The sequence below is a fragment of the Paenibacillus sp. BAC0078 genome (genome assembly GCF_054483875.1).
In genome coordinates this window covers 80,773-98,148 of record NZ_JBTLRW010000010.1, presented here as the reverse complement: position 1 = coordinate 98,148, position 17,376 = coordinate 80,773, and the positions used below count along the sequence as shown (strand labels likewise).

Below are 17,376 nucleotides of genomic sequence, written 5' to 3'. Positions count from 1 at the left end.
AGGACAACAGAACAGTTCAGGGGGTAGTGCACATATGAAAAAATATTCATGGATGATGTTGACACTGGCACTTGTATTGATTTTAGCGGCTTGCGGCAACAACAGCGGCGGCAACGGCGCGGGCGGAAGCTCGGAAGGCACGAACGGCAAGGTAGGGATCGCCATGCCAACCAAGTCCTCGGAGCGCTGGGTGAACGATGGCAACAACATGGTAAAAGAATTCGAGAAGCTGGGTTATGGTACGGATCTGCAATATGCGGAAGACGTAGTTGAGAATCAGGTATCACAGATTGAGAATATGATCACCAAAGGCGTAAAGGCTATTGTAATCGCTTCAATTGACGGCGAGGCGCTGACAGATGTGCTGCAAAAAGCACATGATGCAGGCGTTAAAGTCATCGCTTATGACCGGCTGATCAAAAAAAGTGAATATGTCGATTACTACGCCACCTTCGACAATTTCAAGGTTGGGGTGCTGCAAGGCTCCTACATTGAACAAAAGCTGGGCCTGAAGGAAGGCAAGGGGCCGTTTAACATCGAGCTGTTCGGCGGTTCACCGGATGACAACAACGCCTATTTCTTCTTTGACGGTGCGATGTCCATCCTGAAGCCTTACATTGATTCCGGCAAGCTGGTCGTGCGCAGTAAACAGACAACGATGGATCAAGTTGCTACTCTACGGTGGGACGGTGCAGCCGCTCAAGCCCGGATGGATAACCTGCTGAGTGCAAACTATGCCAGCGACAACCTTGATGCCGTTCTTTCTCCTTACGATGGCATCAGCATCGGGATTCTGTCCTCTCTTAAAGGTGTAGGCTACGGTTCGGGAGACAAGAAGCTTCCGATTGTAACCGGACAGGACGCAGAGCTGGCTTCGGTCAAATCCATTCTGGCCGGCGAACAAACGCAGACTGTATTCAAGGATACCCGCGAGCTGGCTAAAAAAGCGGTAGAAATGACGGAAAGCGTGCTGAAAGGAACTAAGGCTGAAGTCAACGATACGAAGACCTACGACAATGGGGTTAAAATCGTACCTTCCTACCTGCTGGAGCCGGTCTCTGTAGATGCCAGCAATGTAGACAAAGTGCTTGTGGATAGCGGCTATTATACCAAAGATCAGCTCGGCAAATAACCGGCTGTAATCCTTATAGCGGAGGCGGAAGATGCGGCGGCAGTCCTTGTACGGGGGCTGCCAGCCGCCGCCGCTTCTACAGTCACAACGAAAGCTGGGTGAGAGGCAAATGAGTGAGATTATTTTGGAAATGAAGGGAATAACGAAGACCTTCCCCGGAGTCAAAGCGCTATCGAACGTGAACCTGCAGGTCAAAGCCGGCGAGATTCACGCGCTCTGCGGAGAGAACGGGGCGGGTAAATCCACTTTGATGAAGGTGCTGAGCGGGGTTTATCCGCATGGAACGTATGAAGGGGATATTTTGTTTGGTGGCGAGGTATGCCAATTCAAGGACATTAAGGACAGTGAGGGCCTGGGCATTGTCATTATCCATCAGGAGCTGGCGCTGATTCCGTATTTGTCGATTTCGGAGAATATTTTCCTCGGCAATGAGCAAGCGAAGCGCGGGGTAATCAACTGGAATGAAACGACGGTGAAAACCAAGGAGCTGCTGCAGACCGTCGGCCTAAGCGAATCGCCGTTTACCCAGGTATCAACGATAGGCGTCGGCAAGCAGCAGCTTGTGGAGATCGCTAAGGCGCTGTCCAAAGAGGTGAAGCTGCTCATCCTTGACGAACCGACAGCGGCGCTGAACGAGGATGATAGCGAGAATCTGCTTGCTTTGATTTTAGAGCTGAAGAAACGCGGAATCGCCTCCATTATCATTTCACACAAATTGAACGAAATCGAGAAGGTAGCGGATTCTGTGACGATCCTACGTGACGGGCAGACGATCCGCACTCTGGATATGAAGCTTGATGCGGTGACGGAGGATGTCATTATCAAGGGCATGGTTGGACGCGATCTGACGAACCGGTACCCGGAGCGGACACCGAATCTTGGAGAGACCATCTTTGAGATCCGTGACTGGGAGGTATATCACCCGACACAGACCGACCGCAAAATGCTGGACAAGATCAATCTCCATATCCGCCGCGGGGAAGTGGTCGGCATCGCCGGTCTGATGGGTGCGGGACGGACGGAGCTGGCAATGAGTGTCTTCGGCAAATCGTACGGCAAACGGATCAGCGGCCAGATCTATATGCACGGCAAAGAGGTTCATCTGAATGACATCAACAAGGCCATTGACAACGGACTCGCCTATGTGACCGAAGACCGCAAGCACTATGGATTAATCCTGATTGACGATATTAAGCGGAACATCTCGCTCAGCAGCCTGAAGAAGCTGTCCCGCCGAGGTGTGATCAATGAGAACGAGGAAGTGCTGGTCGCAGAGGAATACCGCAAGAAGCTGAATATCAAAACACCGAGTATTTTGCAGAAGACAGTCAATCTCAGCGGCGGCAATCAGCAAAAGGTGGTCCTCAGCAAATGGATCTACGCCCAGCCGGACATCCTCATTCTGGATGAACCTACACGCGGTATTGATGTGGGAGCCAAATATGAAATTTACTCGATCATTAACGGACTTGCGGCAGAAGGCAAAGGGGTGCTGGTCATCTCGTCCGAGCTGCCGGAGATTATCGGAATGTGCGACCGGATATACACGATGTGCGAAGGCCGCATCAGCGGCGAGGTGGAGCGTGAGGATGCAACGCAGGAGCTACTGATGAAATATATGACACGAAGCAGGGGGTAACACCGATGGGAGCCATAAACGATATTTTTAAAAAGAACATCCGCCAATACGGCATGATCATTGCTTTGATCTTCATCTCGATTTTCTTTCAAATTCTTACGGACGGCATTCTGCTCAAGCCGCTGAATATTACGAATCTCATCCTGCAGAACAGCTACATCCTGGTGCTGGCTATCGGTATGGTACTGGTCATTATTACCGGTCATATTGATCTTTCGGTCGGTTCGGTGGCCGCTTTTATCGGCGCGCTGTCGGCAATCATGATGGTGGATATGCACATGAATCCGGTGCTGGCCGTTATTCTCTCGTTGCTGATGGGGGCACTCGTTGGTGCATGGCAGGGCTTCTGGGTCGCTTATATCAAAATTCCCGCATTTATCGTAACCCTGGCGGGCATGCTGCTGTTCCGCGGTCTGACGATGATTGTGCTGAACGGCCAGTCTATCGCTCCTTTTCCAAAATCCTTTCAGAAAATCAGCTCGGGCTTCATCCCGGATTTCCTCAGCGGTAGCTCGCTGAACGGGCTGACTCTGGTTGTGGGCGTTATTCTCTCAGTCCTTGTTGTCTATCAGGAATTCAAAAACCGTAAAACCTCTGCGAAATACGGCTTCGACCAATCACCTGTATGGCTGTCCATCACTAAAGCGGCTGCATTGGTAATCGTCATCAACCTGTTCACCTTCGTGCTGTCCCAATATAACGGGATTCCGAACATTCTGGTCATCCTGATGGTTCTGATTGTTATTTACTCCTTTGTGATGAATCGCATGACGATGGGACGGCACATCTATGCACTGGGCGGCAACGAGAAAGCAGCCAGCCTCTCCGGCGTCAAAACCAAACGCGTCACCTTCTGGGTTTTCGTCAATATGGGCGTACTCGCCGCCTTGTCCGGTCTGGTCTTTGCGGCCCGTCTGAACTCTGCAACTCCAAAAGCCGGAACCAACTTCGAGCTGGACGCCATCGCAGCCTGCTTCATCGGCGGCGCCTCCGCTTCCGGCGGGATTGGAACGGTGGTCGGAGCCATCATCGGCGGCCTGGTTATGGGCGTAATGAACAACGGTATGTCGCTCGTCGGCCTCGGTGTCGATTGGCAGCAGGGCATCAAGGGGCTGGTGCTGCTGCTGGCGGTAGGCTTTGATATTTACAACAAGTCGAAGACAGCGTAAGCGTGCTTAATCTATAAAGTAAATAGACAGAAATGAAGGACCGCTCTTGTAGGTGCAGAGCGGTTCTTTTTAGCATTTGGTGGCTCTCAACTATGAATGAGTGAATTCGATACTAATGGCCCGTTTCACTTAGTGATGTCCTAGCGATCACTTGGGCGAGGTGCAGTTGGGCCAAGCCCGATCGAGCAGAGCCAGTTCAACACGACCTCGTGCAACACATTGATGTTGTCAACCTGACAGTGTTCTAATCCGCCAAGTCGTCTATCCTCTATAGCGAAGAACGTCTTGTGTTTAGAGCCAGCCTGCTCGTAATTCTTCAAGGCTTGTGTTAGCGGATTTGGCTGAACCAGTATCTCTTCCGCACCGTGCATCACAAGAAGCGGGCATTCTATCTGGTGGAGTACGCCCTCGAGATCGTAGGCAAAACGCGGATTGCCCGCAAAGTCATCCAAACTTTTTGCCCCCAGAATTCTCATGCCATGCGCAGCCAAACTCGGTGGCATCCATTTAAGCATTGCATCCCAGTCGAACGCGTGTGTGCCGCCGTCGGAGATGACGGCAGCAATTCTGTGATCGAACGAAGCAAATCGCAGAGAGTCGTATGCCGCAAAGCTCTCACCATGCACGATGATTTTATCGGGATCGACTTCCGGCCGTTTTAAAAGAAAATCGATTGCTCGTGAATGAAAAGCCTCGCTGTCAGCTCTCCTCCCTTTTCCCTTTTCATACATTGATAGGCCGGTGCCAGGCTGGTCATAGACCAGAAAGTTGTATCCACACGAAATAAAGGCGGGACCTAGCCAGAAATAGTTCTCAATTGACCACTCGTCGCCACCGTTGAGAGCGAAAACTGTCGGCTTCGGACCTTTTATCCAGGGAGGGGAGAAGAAGTACCCATCCAGCTTGATATCTTCGTAATCGACTTGGACCTTCTCCGGGGGAACATCGAAGTATTTTCCGGCAGCTTCGAAGAGTTCATTTACCTTCTTAAATAGACGGATTTTCTCGGTGTCATCACTCATCACAGCATATTCCGCGATTCGGTAGTAATTACAGGCGCGAATGTAACAGTTTCGCGCTGTATACCAGTTTCCTATGGCTTCGGACTCCTTGCCGTGCTTTTCCAGTGCCTGAGCCGTTATAAGCCATTCCCTATGCCACGTATCCTTATCATTTGGGTCGATTTTTCTGCATGCTTCGTAAATCTCGGTGACATCCGTAGCACCAAGGCTTGCCATACCCAGAGCTTTTGTGACTTGATATGACATCATGTAGTTATCGGGCCAACGGCTGAATTCAATTGACATTGCAATATTCTCCTTTTCGATTTATTGTAGTGTTTTTCGACTACAAGTAAACTTTACATTGCAAAGATAAAGTTTCCCTAAAAAGAAAATAAATGTTTGTAAAGAGAGTATAAAGAATTATGAAGCACTGATAATTAAAAAAAACCACTACCAGTTCACACAGCTGGCAGCGGCCTTTAACTTTGATATAAAGAAAATTGGTAAAAAAATTAGTTTTATACCACAAGGGGAAGGCTGAACTTTATCCCCAAACCTCCATACTTGGAACGATATGCATAAATTTCGCCACCATAATGTTCAATAATGGATTTACAGCTTGCAAGACCAAGTCCCATTCCGCCGTTCTGGATTTGCCGCGATTTATCCACAGTGAAAAATTTGAAGAATAGAGAAGATATATCCTTATCCGGCACTCCAATTCCATTATCTTCAATTTGAAAGTAGGCATACCGTCCTTGTGGGTATCCGGTCATATACACTTGTAATTCATTCTTCCCCCCATATCTTACAGCATTACTGAAGAGATTGCCGAAAACCCGACGTATCATCGTTTCATTGGCCATCGACAACATATTTCCTACAAATGAATGACGACAAGTAAGCTCATAGTCAAGTCCATTCAGCTCATATTCATATTCTTGGGCAATGTTTTCGAATAATTTTGATACATCTATAGGTTTGAATATCATAGATTCTAAATCGAGTTTTTCTTTGGTGAAACTGGAGAAGTCATTGATGAGTTCAACCATATATTTCGACTTCTTTTGAATCAACTCGTAATATTCCTGCTTTTCAGTTTTTGGTAGATCCTTGTGCGTACTTAGCAGTTCAGCAAAACCGTTAATAGATGTTAAGGGTGTTTTTAAGTCGTGGGCAATTGCCGCAATCATATCGTTTTGCTCTTTGTGCGCAAGTCGAAGTCTTTCTTCCATATTATTAAAGTGTTTGTAAAGGGCTCCGATTTCATCATTACCCCTTAGCGCAAGTGGAGGCAATGTGTGCACAATATTTACTTCTTCTAATCTGGTATTCAGCAACTGAATTGGTTTTTCTATGCAAAAATGAATATAGATAATCAGAATAATAAATATGAAACAGGCAATGGCAAATATGGGCAGAAGTAAGCCTATATATTGCGGGTTCAGCAATGAACTTCGAATAGGTGAATATGCTGCAAAGATAAGCTTCAGATATATTCCAATTGAAGTCATAAAAACTATAAACATCATCAGGAACATAAGGGGAAGTTTTATTTTCAGTTTCATACTATTACTCTCTTTCTGTGTATTTATATCCTATGCCCCAAATTGTTTTAATATAGTCATATTCAGGACCAAGTTTCTTACGAATATTTTTTATATGAACCGTTACGGTATTTATTTCTCCGTATTCGTCTCCCCAGACATTTTCATATACCTGCTCACGGGTCAATACATTATTGGGGTGGCGCATAAGAAAGGACAATATTTGAAATTCCTTCGTTGATAAGTCGAGCCTCCTGTTATTCAGGAAGGCTTCAAACGCCTTATCGTTCAATTTGAGCGGAAAATCCGCCCTTTCGGAATTGGGACTAAGTTCATTCCACTCTTTAAGCAGCCTGTCAACTTTTCTGAAGTGGGCCTTTATCCTGGAGGTAAGCTCCTGAATACTGAAAGGTTTAGTCATATAATCGTCAGCTCCTATTTCAAATCCAACGATTTTGTCAATATCTTTATCACGCGCACTTAAAAACAGAATTGGGGTATTACTAGATTTTCGGATACTTCGGCAGACATCAAACCCATCCATTTCACGCATTACTATATCAAGAACGATGAAATCAATGTGATTTTCTTCCAACGCAGATAAGGCTTCTTTTCCGGAATATGCCGGAAGTATTTCAAATTGCTCGCACCTTAAACTTTTTGTGATAAGTTTTACGATATCTTCATCATCATCTACAACTAATATCGTTTTAGGCATATTGCTACCTCCCAACTGCTTTAATAAACTGTCGGCCAACTAATGCAATACTATAGCGTTATGCTCAAAATGTAAATGAATGTATGAAAGAAAGGATAATAATGGTTCTTGGTTTCGGAGCAGCATTGACGGGGATTTTTGAGAGGTCTGAGTGTTAGAGGCAGAGATACTTGCGGCTGCTGCTGTGGTTTGCTCTGCTTCCCCCTGTTTCATTACAATTTGGCGCCTGCAGCCTGATACCGGTTAAGTCTTCCGCGGCTTGCCGCCGCTCTGTTTGCGGAAGCCTGCTGCAATCAGCAGGAGCAGTGGCACCAGCAGACCGGCTACCACCATTTGCACCCACCATGCCGCACGGTCGAATACAGGCAAATAACTGGTGGTGGGGACAAAGATGAATGAGAACAACTCCATTAAAGAGGCCAGCGGGAAGGAGAGAGAGCGGTAATTGCTCAACCCGAGCAGCTCGGCGAAACCCGTGCAAACCACATAGAACATCAGCGTCAGCTTGAAAAAAATCGTAACAAACCACAGAAACGCGATTAGGATTTCCATTCGTGTGAAAAAGCCGGCTATATTGATTTTTTGGGCCAGCAGATAGCTTGGATACATCCGGTGCATGGTTGTCTCCACTCCAAGGACAAGCACGGCCATCAAGGCCAGCACAGCCAGAACCATTCCTCCGAACAACACTCCGATGATAAAGCTTTTCCTGACCCCCGCCTGATTCTGCACCGAGTGCATCAGCATCAGAAAGGCGCTTAATTCCAGATAGGGATAACCCATAAAGGGAATCAGCGAGCGGATTAGCGGACGGACTCCTTTTTCCATGACCGGCTGAAGATTCAACGGATGAATATCCAGACTGACAGAGGCAATGAGCAACAGAAACAACACCACGAAAAACGGGAAAAAGATTTCTGCCGCCCGCCCCAAGGTGGTGATACCCAACCGGCTGGCTGAAATGACCAGCAGCAAAAAAATAATGCCAATGATCTCAATCGGTGTCTCCACCATCACGAAGGTAATAAGAAAATCACCTAAATCCCACACAATGAAACACGGGAAAATGAACAGTGTGATGAGATAGATCAGGGAGATCAGCTTGCCGGCCCATTTTCCGAACAGGTTCTCACTGTATTGTACAAGCGTTTGCTTAGGAAACTTCCGGTGCAGCGCTGTATAAAGCACAGCGAACAGACAGCCGGCTATCATGCCGAGCAAGCCGCTGATCCAGGCGTCCTGTTTGGCTTCCGCGACCAGGTATCCCGGAGCGAGCAGAATGGAGTCGCCGACTATAAAAAAACCGACCAATATGGTAAATTGCCGGTTTGTGATCTTTTCATTCTGCATAGTGCCTCACTCCATGAGTTCTAGTGGATACGGGTATATTATTGAATGCGGCTGGAAAAATTATTCACAGGAACCAGCGCGGACGGTAGTAGGGCCAGAGAAGGTTCAATAAATTTACGGGCCGGAGGAGAGATTCACAGCTTATGAACGAGACTGCATTGACCGACTCGCTTGTACACAATATGAAGCAAATTCGCTCTTCTCTGGGTGGGAGCACCGACTTACGCATCCGGCAGTTCCGGCTTGGTACAGAAAAAGTGCGAATCGCCGTTGTTTTTATGGAAGGTCTTGCACAGAAGGATCGCATCACCAAGCTGATCAACGAGCTGAATCAGCATGAGTATACGTATGAGCCGGAACCCGCGGTGGACAACCTGATGGAGTATACCACTGAGTGGATCTACAAATATGCCATTGCGATCGGTGATATTATCACCATCTCCGATCTGGAGGAGCTCAGCATGGCCATCCTGTCGGGGTATACCTTTATCGGGATCGACGGACAGGCCGAGGGAATCGCCGTTGACACGGCAGGAGCGGAGCAGCGTCAGGTATCGTCGCCTACAGCACAAAGTGTAATCCGCGGGCCGCAGGAAGGATTTAATGAATCCATTGGCACCAACATTGCTTTAATCCGGCGAAAAATCAAGGACCCTAACCTCTGGATGGAGACCAAACGGGTAGGCCGTGTCACCAAAACCACTGTCGCCTTGATGTTTATCAAGGGAATCGCGGAGGACAAGGTCGTAACCATGGTCAGGGAAAGGATAAAGAAGATTGATATTGACGGCATTCTGGAAAGCAATTATATCGAGGAGCTGATCAAGGATAGAAGCCTGTCGCCATTTCCCACTGTCTATAATACCGAGCGGCCGGATGTTGTGGCGTCTGCACTGCTGGAAGGAAGAGTGGCAATTCTGGTCGACGGCACTCCGTTTGTGCTGATCGTTCCCGCCCTGTTCACGCAGTTCTTCCAGTCCCCGGAAGATTATTACCATGGCTCGGACTTTGGTTTATTCCGCATGCTGCGGTTTATCGGGCTGTTTATCTCAATGCTGGCTCCCGCGCTCTATATCGCCATCACCACCTTTCATCAGGAGATGATTCCCACGCCGCTTCTGATCAGCCTGGCCGCGCAGCGCGAGGGTATTCCGTTTCCTGCCTTTGTCGAAGCGCTGAGTATGGAAGTGACGTTTGAACTGCTGCGGGAAGCGAGCATTCGGATGCCCAAAGCGGTAGGCACTGCCATTTCGATTGTTGGCGCACTGGTGCTGGGCCAGGCTGCGGTTGAAGCGGGGCTGGTTTCGGCGGCAATGGTTATCGTCGTTTCAATTACTGCGATCGCCGGTTTTATTTTTCCAAGCATCGAGATGAGCATCACGACCCGGATGCTGCGGTTCTGTTTCATGGGGCTGGCTGCCTCCTTTGGCCTCTTCGGCATTTTCGTACTGTTGATTTACATTGTCCTTCACCTGTGCCACCTGCAATCGTTTGGCGTTCCCTATATGGCCCCGTTTGCTCCGTTTAATCTGACCGACCAGGAAGATAATCTGGTCCGCACACCTTGGTGGAGAATGATTCACCGTCCCTATCTATTCGCCCCGACCAATCTTTACCGCCAGCAGAGCAGTACAGCTCAGAACGATTCGGCAGTCAAGGCGGATAAGGCGGACAACGCGGATAAGGCGGACAACGCGGGTAAGGCGAATAACGCGGGTAAGGCTAACAAGGCGGACAATTCCAAAGCTCCGGAGGAGGGGAAATCATGAACCGGAGAATAGGACTGCTTCTGGCGGTGATGCTTATCGCATCGCTACTGCTGACCGGCTGCTGGAGCCGCCATGAGCTGAACGATCTGGGCATCACCCTGGGAGTCGGTATCGACAAAAAGGATGATCAGCAATATGTAGTGTCGGCACAACTCGTCATCCCGGAAGCGGTAGCCGCCAAAAAAGCGGGGAGCGGAGCAGCTGCCGTTATCTACAAGGGAAGCGGGATTACCGTGGCCGAGGCATTCCGTAGAATGACCACTGTCGCCTCGCGGAGTGTTTATTTATCCCATTTACGGGTGCTCGTGATCAGCGAGGAGGTGGCACGGGACGGCATTCAGTATATCCTCGATTTTTTCAAAAGAAACCGTCAATTGCGTCCCGATTTCTATGTTGTTGTCTCCAAGGATGTCAAAGCGGAGCAGGTGCTCAGCGTATTGCCGAGACTGGAAAAGGAGCCGGCCGAGCGGATATACCGTTCGCTTGAAATCTCCCAGAAGGAGTGGTCGCCATCCTCTGGTGTATTCTTGGATGAATTGGCTGCGAGCATTGTAACCAAAGGGAAGGATGCGGTGCTGACCGGAGTCCAGATCCTTGGCGATGCGGAGAAGGGAAACTTCCTGTCCAATATCGACCAGGTTACGGGCGGAACCAAAATCAAAGTGTCTACGCTCGGGATATTCAACAAGGATAAGCTGATCGGATGGCTCAATGAAGATGAGAGCAAGGCCTACAACCTGGTTACGAACAATGTAAAACGCACACTAGGCTGGCTGCCATGCCCGGATGGAGGACGCGGAAATATCGGCCTCGACATTGTGCGGTCTAAGGGGACTGTGAAGGGCAGTGTCCGGAATGGAAAAGCACAGATTGAAGTCCGGATTATGCAAGAAGAGAGCGTCAGTGAGGTGCAATGTGATATTGATTTGACCAAACCGGAAACAATCTACAAATTGGAGCGTGAAGCAGAGAAGAAGGTTACCCTGTTTGTGGAGCGGATGATCCGCAAATTGCAGATGGAGTACAAGACGGACATATTGGGTTTTGGTTCGGCGATCCACCGCTCGAATCCGCGTTACTGGGCCAAGGTGGAGGATCGCTGGGAAGAGGAATTTCCCAAGCTGCCTGTAACGGTCAAGGTGGATATCAAGATCAGAAGAACGGGGACGGAGAGCAATTCGTTCATTACAGAGCTTAAGAAAAAGGAGTGAGTCAGGATGTGGAACTTGGCAGTGATCGTAGTGATTTTTGCGGTCATACTGGTTGTTGAGATTCCGGTTATTGCGAAGAAGGACAAGAAGCGGGATCTGTGGGTCTTTTGCATCCTTATGTTTGTGGCATTTAGCTTGGGAGTGGCCAAAAGCCTGCGAATGTCGATACCCAATCCGCTGGATTTGCTGTTAGTGATGTACAAGCCGGTAAGCGATGCCGTGTTTTCCCTGGTCCAGTGAGCATGAAGGAGATGCCCGAACAAATCACACCGTTTCAGTTTATGCTGCTGGTTACTCTGTTCACAATCGGAACGACGATACTGGTTATTCCATCCACACTGGTTGAATACAGCCGGCAGGATGCCTGGATGTCTGTTCTTGTTGGGATGGGCATGGCTGCGCTTTTAATCGGACTGTACTGCAAGCTTGCGGGGCAATATCCTGACCTGGACTGGGTCGCCCTGAATGAGAAGCTGCTGGGCAGATGGCTGGGTGCTGCCTTCTCTTTGTTCTGGGTGTTAACGGCTTTGATCTCCTTACCTGAGGTGCTTTATTATATGGGGCAATTCCTGGTTACACAGATTATGCCGGAAACGCCGGCGCTGGCCTTCAATTTGATCTTTACAGTCATTACAGCCATCGGAGTTCAGCTCGGGATCGTGACTCTGGGCCGGGCCGCACAAATATTTTTTCCGGTTGTAGCCGGGCTCTTTCTGTTTCTGCTTGTTATGCTGACCCCGGAGATGAGGCTTGAGAACTTGCAGCCTGTCCTCACAACCTCATGGAGCGGGATCATGCATGGAAGCATCCTGTACGCTTCCTACTCGGCGTTTCCCTTGATTTTTCTGCTGATGATCTTTCCTTCCAGGGTTAGCAGCAAGGATAAGGCAGGCCGCGCTTTTATAATTGGGTCAGTACTTGGCAACGTTTTTCTGCTCATCCTCACAACCACAGTAGTGCTTGTCATCGGGGATAGCGCGGCAAGCGAAATGTACCCAAGCTATGTGCTGGCCAAAAAATTCAATGTCGGCGGTTTTATCACCAGACTCGAAGTATTTATGGCCGCCATCTGGTTCATCACCTTGTATTGCAAGCTGACACTGTATTTCTATGCCGGTGCAGCCGGACTGGCACGGGTCTTGCGCGTCAGCGATTACCGGGTGCTGGTGGTGCCGCTGGCGATCATCGCGGTGATCCTGAGCATTTCTGTTTACCCTGACATGATCTACCAGGCTGAGTGGGACGGGAAGATTTGGCCGGTCTATGTGGCAACCTCCGGGCTGCTGTTCCCGGCACTGCTGCTTCTGGTCTCTTTGGTACGCAATAGACTGGTACGTAAAAAAACGCCATAACTCATATTCGCTCCCTGTTTTAATCATCAATTCCTTACGAAAATTCACCAAGCATGGCCTGCTCCACTTCAGTCCGCTGAATGCCCCCCCCCCGAGGTAGGTTAGTGGAAAAAGTCCACTTATTTCCTTCTAAAATCACTAAATGGAGGGAAATAAGGAGGATTAAGTTTCCTTTTTCCATCTAAACACCAAAAAAATAAGTAAACTCACAAAGTAGGTTTCCTTTTTCCACTTCATCCTGGGGACATTGTCCTTGTTGTATTACTTTCTTAGAAAAAAGCTTACACCTCTGCTATAATGTTTTAATCATGCTTACGGAGGCTATTTGCTGAGTCAGGAAACGGAAATTCCTGCTACGACTTTGCGCTATTGGGGTGAGGTCTCATTTTGCCCGGGCGTTTTGCCGATATATGTGTTTAAATCAATTAAAATGATAACGATTGCAGAGGATATCCGGCAGTATAATCATCAACAGGAGGCCACAAATGCAAATTATCGCAATGCTGACCATGCTGATTGATCATATCGGCTACATATTCTTCCCCGGAGAGCTTGCCTGGAGATATGTGGGGAGAATTGCTTTTCCAATTTACTGCTACGCGCTGGTGCAAGGGCATATACATACATCATCAAGGCCAAGATATTTGCGGCGGCTGCTGTGGATTGCGCTGATCACCCAGATTCCTTATAATTTGGCGCTTGATCCCGGCGGCTGGAATGTGGTGTTCACCTTATTGCTGTCCGCTGTAGTGCTTGCTATACTGGATAAGCTGCCCAATCCCTGGTACGGAGCTCCAGTAGTAATCGTGGCTTTCCTGATCATGGACCGCCTGCCGCTGGATTATAACGCCTATGGCCTGCTGCTGGTGCTGGTCTTCCGCTATGCCCGTTCCTACTGGCTGATTCTCGCGCATTTTGTGCTGAATGGCATCTTTCTTTTCTACTATGGCTGGTTCGTGCAGCTATTCAGTATAGTGCCTACAATACTGATTGGAGCGGCTCCTGGATTCTGGAAGCTTTTGGAGAAAAGAAGATTGCCGCGCTGGATTTGGTGGTCCTTCTATCCGGTACATTTGGCGGTGCTGGCCGCGGTAAAGATTCTTTTTTTTCAGGAATGGGTATCTATAGATTGGCGAAGTTTATTTCTATTATAATTCCGCAAGTCCAGCAGGCAGCATGAGAACAATCCTTCCTCTATATGAGTTGATGGATATATATTACAAAATAAGCTTAGAGGAGACATGCTATGAGGAAAATGAAATCAAGAACAAAGTGGTTGCTCCCGATTCTCGCCCTGCTGCTGATTCTGGCAGGGTGCCAGACTGTAGCCGGATTTGACGTCAACAAGGCGCTGCTGGGAGATTTGGATGTGAAGTCGTCTGAGTCCAGCACGACATTGTCGCTGAAAGCTGTACCTGCCGCAGGCATTAGCGCAGATGATCAGAAAGTAGTAGATCTCATCAATTCTTTCTCCCTGAACATCAGCAAAATGAAGCTTCAGGACAACGGCAATATTTCCGCAACCGGTACTATCGGCTACAAGCAAGTATCCATTCCGTTTAACTTCTTCATCGACAAGACGGCTGTTGTCTTTACCGCTGAAGGAGCGAAACAGCCATTTTACTTCCCGGTTCAAGACTATGAAAAGACTGTGGGCGTAGAAGGACTCAACCCGGACAAAGCGAAGGAAATTTCCAAGCTCCTTACACAGTTCGTGGTGAAGAATCTTCCGAATCCCGGTGCGATCAGCGTCGCTTCCGTAAATGAATCTGTATATGGCGAGCAACTGAATCTGACTAAGCTACATACGGAGATTACGGGTGATGAAATGCCTGCCCTGGTGAAAAGCTTCCTGAAGGCTGTCTCCAAGGATACGGAAGGTTTTACCGCACTTATCGGCGGCCTGTATGATTATCTCTATCCGATTCTGAAGGCGAATGGCATAGATTCCAGTGAACTCAGCGATCTGGGCTTTGGTGAAATTCCGCTGGAGGACAAGGAAGGAGTCGTTACTGTAGCGCATGATGCAGCCAAATTGGCTGTAGATGCTCTGCTTCTTGTCTACGACAAGCAGCTTGAGAACCTCTATAAATCAACTCCTGAGCTGAAAACAGTCCTCAGCAAGGATACGAAGCTGAATGTTGATCTGTTTGTGGACAGCGGTTTCCATGTGCGCAAGCAAAATGTCGCGCTGAATGTCGCGCTTCCTGCAAGTGAGGATCTGCCGATTCAGAGCATCTCCTTCAAGGTAGAGACCCAGACCTGGAACGTTAACGGTCCGGTGACTGCCGACGCGATCAGCACGGCTGGAGCGCTTGATCTCTCCACAGCAAATCTTACCCCAGGGCAGACTCTGAGAAGCTTCGAGCAAGGCTCATCTGTGTATAATCTGCTTAAGAATGATTTTGGCATTACCAGCAAGTCCCTGACCATCGCTCCGGATGACGATTATTATTATCCGATTGTCGAAGGGGGCACAACCTATGTGCCGCTGCGCTATCTGGCGGAAGACCTGGACGCAGTAGTCGAGTGGGATGGAGCGAACCGTGCCATCAATGTTACAGATGATGTATACGGCGATAAGCTGGTCTTCAAAATCGGCTCTGCACAGGCTCTGATTAACGGCAAAGCGGTGAAGCTCCCGCAGCCGGTATTCGTTGACGAATACGGAGACGCTTATGTGCCGCTTCGTGTGCTTGCAGAGGCGCTTCATGCCAAGGTGGAAAAAGATAAGGATGGCTACATTTACATTGACCGTCCTTAAATAGTAAATAAACAAAAAGCCGAAACCTCGTAAACAGAGGCTTCGGCTTTTTGCCGTACATGCATATTCGGTAAGCAGATAGAACTGCTCAATGTAAATCAGGAATCGCCAGCCTACTGCCTGGTTAGAACCATCTTAAGCGACACATTGCTGGACTCTTTATCCGCAGCCATGCTCTGGATGTAACCGGACATGAATCCGCCGTCCATGCTCGCCCACAGCTTGTAGCCGGGCATAGCTGTAATCTCCTCCAAAGATTCTGCGGCGGTTCCCGCAAAGTATTTCACATTCAGCTTGGCCATAACTTCGGCCATAGATTTTTTGTCACTGGCGCTGAAGGTGGAGTCCTGCAGGCGTTTCATGGCCTTGCCTGCAGATTGTTTCGCAAATGTATCCTCCGCGTACTTTTTAAAGTTGAGCAAATTGGGGTCGGTTATTTCATTTGCCTTGGCCCAGCCCTCCACATCTACCGAAGTTGAATTGTAGGTTACTTCCCGGGATAGGGGGCTAAAGGTCATCGCTCCGTACTGGTGCGGGTTCACGGCCATCGCGCTGGTGGCAATATCATATACCGGGGCTTCCGCAGAGCTGTCCGAATTACGCGAGTCTCCGGTATGCGCAATATCCTGCATGTGGATATGGCCGGACAGCACCAGATTGAGTCCGTCCTTGCGCAGCGTCTTCATCGTTTCCTGACTGTTGTTGAGCTTGAAGCCGGAAACGGACATGGAGGTATGGCTGAGCAGATTGTGGTGCATGACCGTAATAATGGAACCATGCTGCTCTGCCGCCAGCTTCTTGCACTCATCCATCCAGGAAAGGGTAGAAGGGAGGATGCGGCCGTCCGTCTGCGGGAAGCCGTAGCTCTCGTTGTTGGCATATTGGCTGCTGTCGATCATCAAGAGATATAGCCCCGGGGCGGCGTTGACGAAATAACTAAGGCTGTCCTTGTCCCTGGAGAGGGCTTCACTCAAGCCGAAATCGGCATACAAGCCGGCAAAATCAGTGGGGGTGATGTGCTCTGTCACGACCTGTTTGTTACCCTTGAACGATCTTGCCCAGGGATTATTCAAGTCATGATTGCCTGGAATGACATAGACATCGGTTCCCGCTTCTTCGACACGCTTCAGCTTCTCTGCCAGCTTCTTATGGCTGCTTGCTTCGCCGTTATTGGTCAGGTCCCCGCTGAGAATCAGGAATTTCGGCTTTTTTTGCTGCACATCATAGACGAGAGCTTCCATAAGCTCATCGCTGTAGGGCAGGATTTTACCGTCACCGCCGTTTACATAGGTCTGGAAGGCTTCTCCGCCATCCTCCAGGCCTTTGTCCAGATAGTGGGTATCTGTAGCCACCCAGAACGATACCGGATCTGATCCGGCTGCTTCCGCTTCTACGGCTGCAGTATTCGGGGATAGGGAAGGGGAGCCGTCCTTGCAGCCTCCGAGTATTATAGCTGCTGTCAGCAGCGTAGATAGTGCCAGTGCGCTTGATATTCCGCGTTCCCAAAAGCCGTTCATCTTCAGCAATGTTATCTTCACCTTTCTTCTGCACATTTGCTGAATCATTGTAGCTTATTTGCAGCAGGATTGTATATCGAAAAGTTAGTAACTGTTTCAAAAACATGGGATTGTGATTATTGAAAATAGTGGATAGTGAATAAATCTTCTCAAGATAGCGACAATAAATTGCGAATGGGTATTGTGTTAATGGAATATAAGTGT

At 48.8% G+C, this 17,376-nt stretch carries 14 protein-coding genes; 9 read left to right on the top strand and 5 right to left on the bottom strand.

What is annotated here, in order from left to right; genetic code table 11:
* The first annotated feature begins 34 nt into the window (after positions 1-34).
* The 3 genes from chvE (at position 35) to mmsB (ending at position 3,940) form a co-directional block, all read left to right on the top strand.
* Entirely contained in the window at positions 35-1,132 is a 1,098-nt protein-coding gene (gene chvE / locus ACX1DY_RS19100) for a multiple monosaccharide ABC transporter substrate-binding protein (protein ID WP_458965788.1), read from the top strand.
* A 109-nt stretch (positions 1,133-1,241) separates the two neighbouring features.
* A complete protein-coding gene (mmsA, locus tag ACX1DY_RS19095) occupies positions 1,242-2,771 on the top strand; it encodes a multiple monosaccharide ABC transporter ATP-binding protein (RefSeq protein WP_458965787.1) in 1,530 nt (509 codons plus the stop codon).
* Positions 2,772-2,776: 5 nt separating this feature from the next.
* Positions 2,777-3,940, top strand: coding sequence for a multiple monosaccharide ABC transporter permease (mmsB, locus tag ACX1DY_RS19090; protein ID WP_458965786.1), 1,164 nt, complete (start codon positions 2,777-2,779; stop codon positions 3,938-3,940).
* Between the two features lie 140 nt (positions 3,941-4,080).
* On the opposite strand, the gene ACX1DY_RS19085 is transcribed toward mmsB, so the two are convergent.
* The 4 genes from ACX1DY_RS19085 to ACX1DY_RS19070 all read right to left on the bottom strand — a co-directional run bounded on the left by ACX1DY_RS19085 (position 4,081) and on the right by ACX1DY_RS19070 (position 8,559).
* Positions 4,081-5,247 carry an alpha/beta hydrolase gene (locus ACX1DY_RS19085; RefSeq protein ID WP_458965785.1) on the bottom strand — a complete coding sequence of 389 codons (1,167 nt, stop codon included), beginning with the start codon at positions 5,245-5,247 and terminating at the stop codon, positions 4,081-4,083.
* A 215-nt stretch (positions 5,248-5,462) separates the two neighbouring features.
* Complete coding sequence (locus tag ACX1DY_RS19080) at positions 5,463-6,512, bottom strand: HAMP domain-containing sensor histidine kinase (protein WP_458965784.1); 1,050 nt, start codon at positions 6,510-6,512, stop codon at positions 5,463-5,465.
* 4 nt (positions 6,513-6,516) lie between these two features.
* Positions 6,517-7,209: a response regulator transcription factor gene (locus tag ACX1DY_RS19075; protein ID WP_458965783.1), complete on the bottom strand. Its 693-nt coding sequence runs from the start codon at positions 7,207-7,209 to the stop codon at positions 6,517-6,519.
* Positions 7,210-7,452: 243 nt separating this feature from the next.
* Positions 7,453-8,559 carry a GerAB/ArcD/ProY family transporter gene (locus tag ACX1DY_RS19070; RefSeq protein ID WP_458965782.1) on the bottom strand — a complete coding sequence of 369 codons (1,107 nt, stop codon included), beginning with the start codon at positions 8,557-8,559 and terminating at the stop codon, positions 7,453-7,455.
* Between the two features lie 143 nt (positions 8,560-8,702).
* On the opposite strand from ACX1DY_RS19070, the gene ACX1DY_RS19065 reads away from it, so the two are divergent.
* The 6 genes from ACX1DY_RS19065 to ACX1DY_RS19040 all read left to right on the top strand — a co-directional run bounded on the left by ACX1DY_RS19065 (position 8,703) and on the right by ACX1DY_RS19040 (position 15,655).
* Positions 8,703-10,328, top strand: a complete 1,626-nt coding sequence (locus tag ACX1DY_RS19065) for a spore germination protein (protein WP_458965781.1) — start codon at positions 8,703-8,705, stop codon at positions 10,326-10,328.
* The gene (locus ACX1DY_RS19060; protein ID WP_458965780.1) at positions 10,325-11,539 is read left to right on the top strand and encodes a Ger(x)C family spore germination protein; all 1,215 of its coding nucleotides are present in this window, start codon (positions 10,325-10,327) and stop codon (positions 11,537-11,539) included. The genes ACX1DY_RS19065 and ACX1DY_RS19060 overlap by 4 nt, the downstream gene beginning before the upstream one ends.
* A gap of 6 nt (positions 11,540-11,545) precedes the next feature.
* Positions 11,546-11,779: a hypothetical protein gene (locus ACX1DY_RS19055; protein WP_458965779.1), complete on the top strand. Its 234-nt coding sequence runs from the start codon at positions 11,546-11,548 to the stop codon at positions 11,777-11,779.
* Positions 11,780-11,790: 11 nt separating this feature from the next.
* A complete protein-coding gene (locus ACX1DY_RS19050) occupies positions 11,791-12,891 on the top strand; it encodes a GerAB/ArcD/ProY family transporter (protein ID WP_458965778.1) in 1,101 nt (366 codons plus the stop codon).
* Between the two features lie 485 nt (positions 12,892-13,376).
* Positions 13,377-14,045 (top strand): TraX family protein, encoded by a 669-nt coding sequence (locus tag ACX1DY_RS19045; protein WP_458965777.1) that lies wholly within the window; start codon positions 13,377-13,379, stop codon positions 14,043-14,045.
* A 92-nt stretch (positions 14,046-14,137) separates the two neighbouring features.
* A complete protein-coding gene (locus ACX1DY_RS19040) occupies positions 14,138-15,655 on the top strand; it encodes a copper amine oxidase N-terminal domain-containing protein (RefSeq protein WP_458965776.1) in 1,518 nt (505 codons plus the stop codon).
* Positions 15,656-15,768: 113 nt separating this feature from the next.
* Here ACX1DY_RS19040 and ACX1DY_RS19035 read toward each other — a convergent pair whose 3' ends face one another.
* Positions 15,769-17,172 carry a metallophosphoesterase gene (locus ACX1DY_RS19035; RefSeq protein ID WP_458965928.1) on the bottom strand — a complete coding sequence of 468 codons (1,404 nt, stop codon included), beginning with the start codon at positions 17,170-17,172 and terminating at the stop codon, positions 15,769-15,771.
* Positions 17,173-17,376 lie beyond the last annotated feature (204 nt).

Bases quoted from the DNA above. Each gene is read 5' to 3' on its own strand.
- ACX1DY_RS19065 (WP_458965781.1), top strand. From the start codon at position 8,703: ATGAACGAGACTGCATTGACCGACTCGCTTGTACACAATATGAAGCAA.
- ACX1DY_RS19035 (WP_458965928.1), bottom strand. From the start codon at position 17,172: ATGAACGGCTTTTGGGAACGCGGAATATCAAGCGCACTGGCACTATCT.
- ACX1DY_RS19070 (WP_458965782.1), bottom strand. From the start codon at position 8,559: ATGCAGAATGAAAAGATCACAAACCGGCAATTTACCATATTGGTCGGT.
- ACX1DY_RS19060 (WP_458965780.1), top strand. From the start codon at position 10,325: ATGAACCGGAGAATAGGACTGCTTCTGGCGGTGATGCTTATCGCATCG.
- mmsA (WP_458965787.1), top strand. From the start codon at position 1,242: ATGAGTGAGATTATTTTGGAAATGAAGGGAATAACGAAGACCTTCCCC.
- mmsB (WP_458965786.1), top strand. From the start codon at position 2,777: ATGGGAGCCATAAACGATATTTTTAAAAAGAACATCCGCCAATACGGC.
- ACX1DY_RS19045 (WP_458965777.1), top strand. From the start codon at position 13,377: ATGCAAATTATCGCAATGCTGACCATGCTGATTGATCATATCGGCTAC.
- ACX1DY_RS19055 (WP_458965779.1), top strand. From the start codon at position 11,546: ATGTGGAACTTGGCAGTGATCGTAGTGATTTTTGCGGTCATACTGGTT.
- ACX1DY_RS19050 (WP_458965778.1), top strand. From the start codon at position 11,791: ATGCCCGAACAAATCACACCGTTTCAGTTTATGCTGCTGGTTACTCTG.
- chvE (WP_458965788.1), top strand. From the start codon at position 35: ATGAAAAAATATTCATGGATGATGTTGACACTGGCACTTGTATTGATT.
- ACX1DY_RS19080 (WP_458965784.1), bottom strand. From the start codon at position 6,512: ATGAAACTGAAAATAAAACTTCCCCTTATGTTCCTGATGATGTTTATA.
- ACX1DY_RS19085 (WP_458965785.1), bottom strand. From the start codon at position 5,247: ATGTCAATTGAATTCAGCCGTTGGCCCGATAACTACATGATGTCATAT.
- ACX1DY_RS19075 (WP_458965783.1), bottom strand. From the start codon at position 7,209: ATGCCTAAAACGATATTAGTTGTAGATGATGATGAAGATATCGTAAAA.
- ACX1DY_RS19040 (WP_458965776.1), top strand. From the start codon at position 14,138: ATGAGGAAAATGAAATCAAGAACAAAGTGGTTGCTCCCGATTCTCGCC.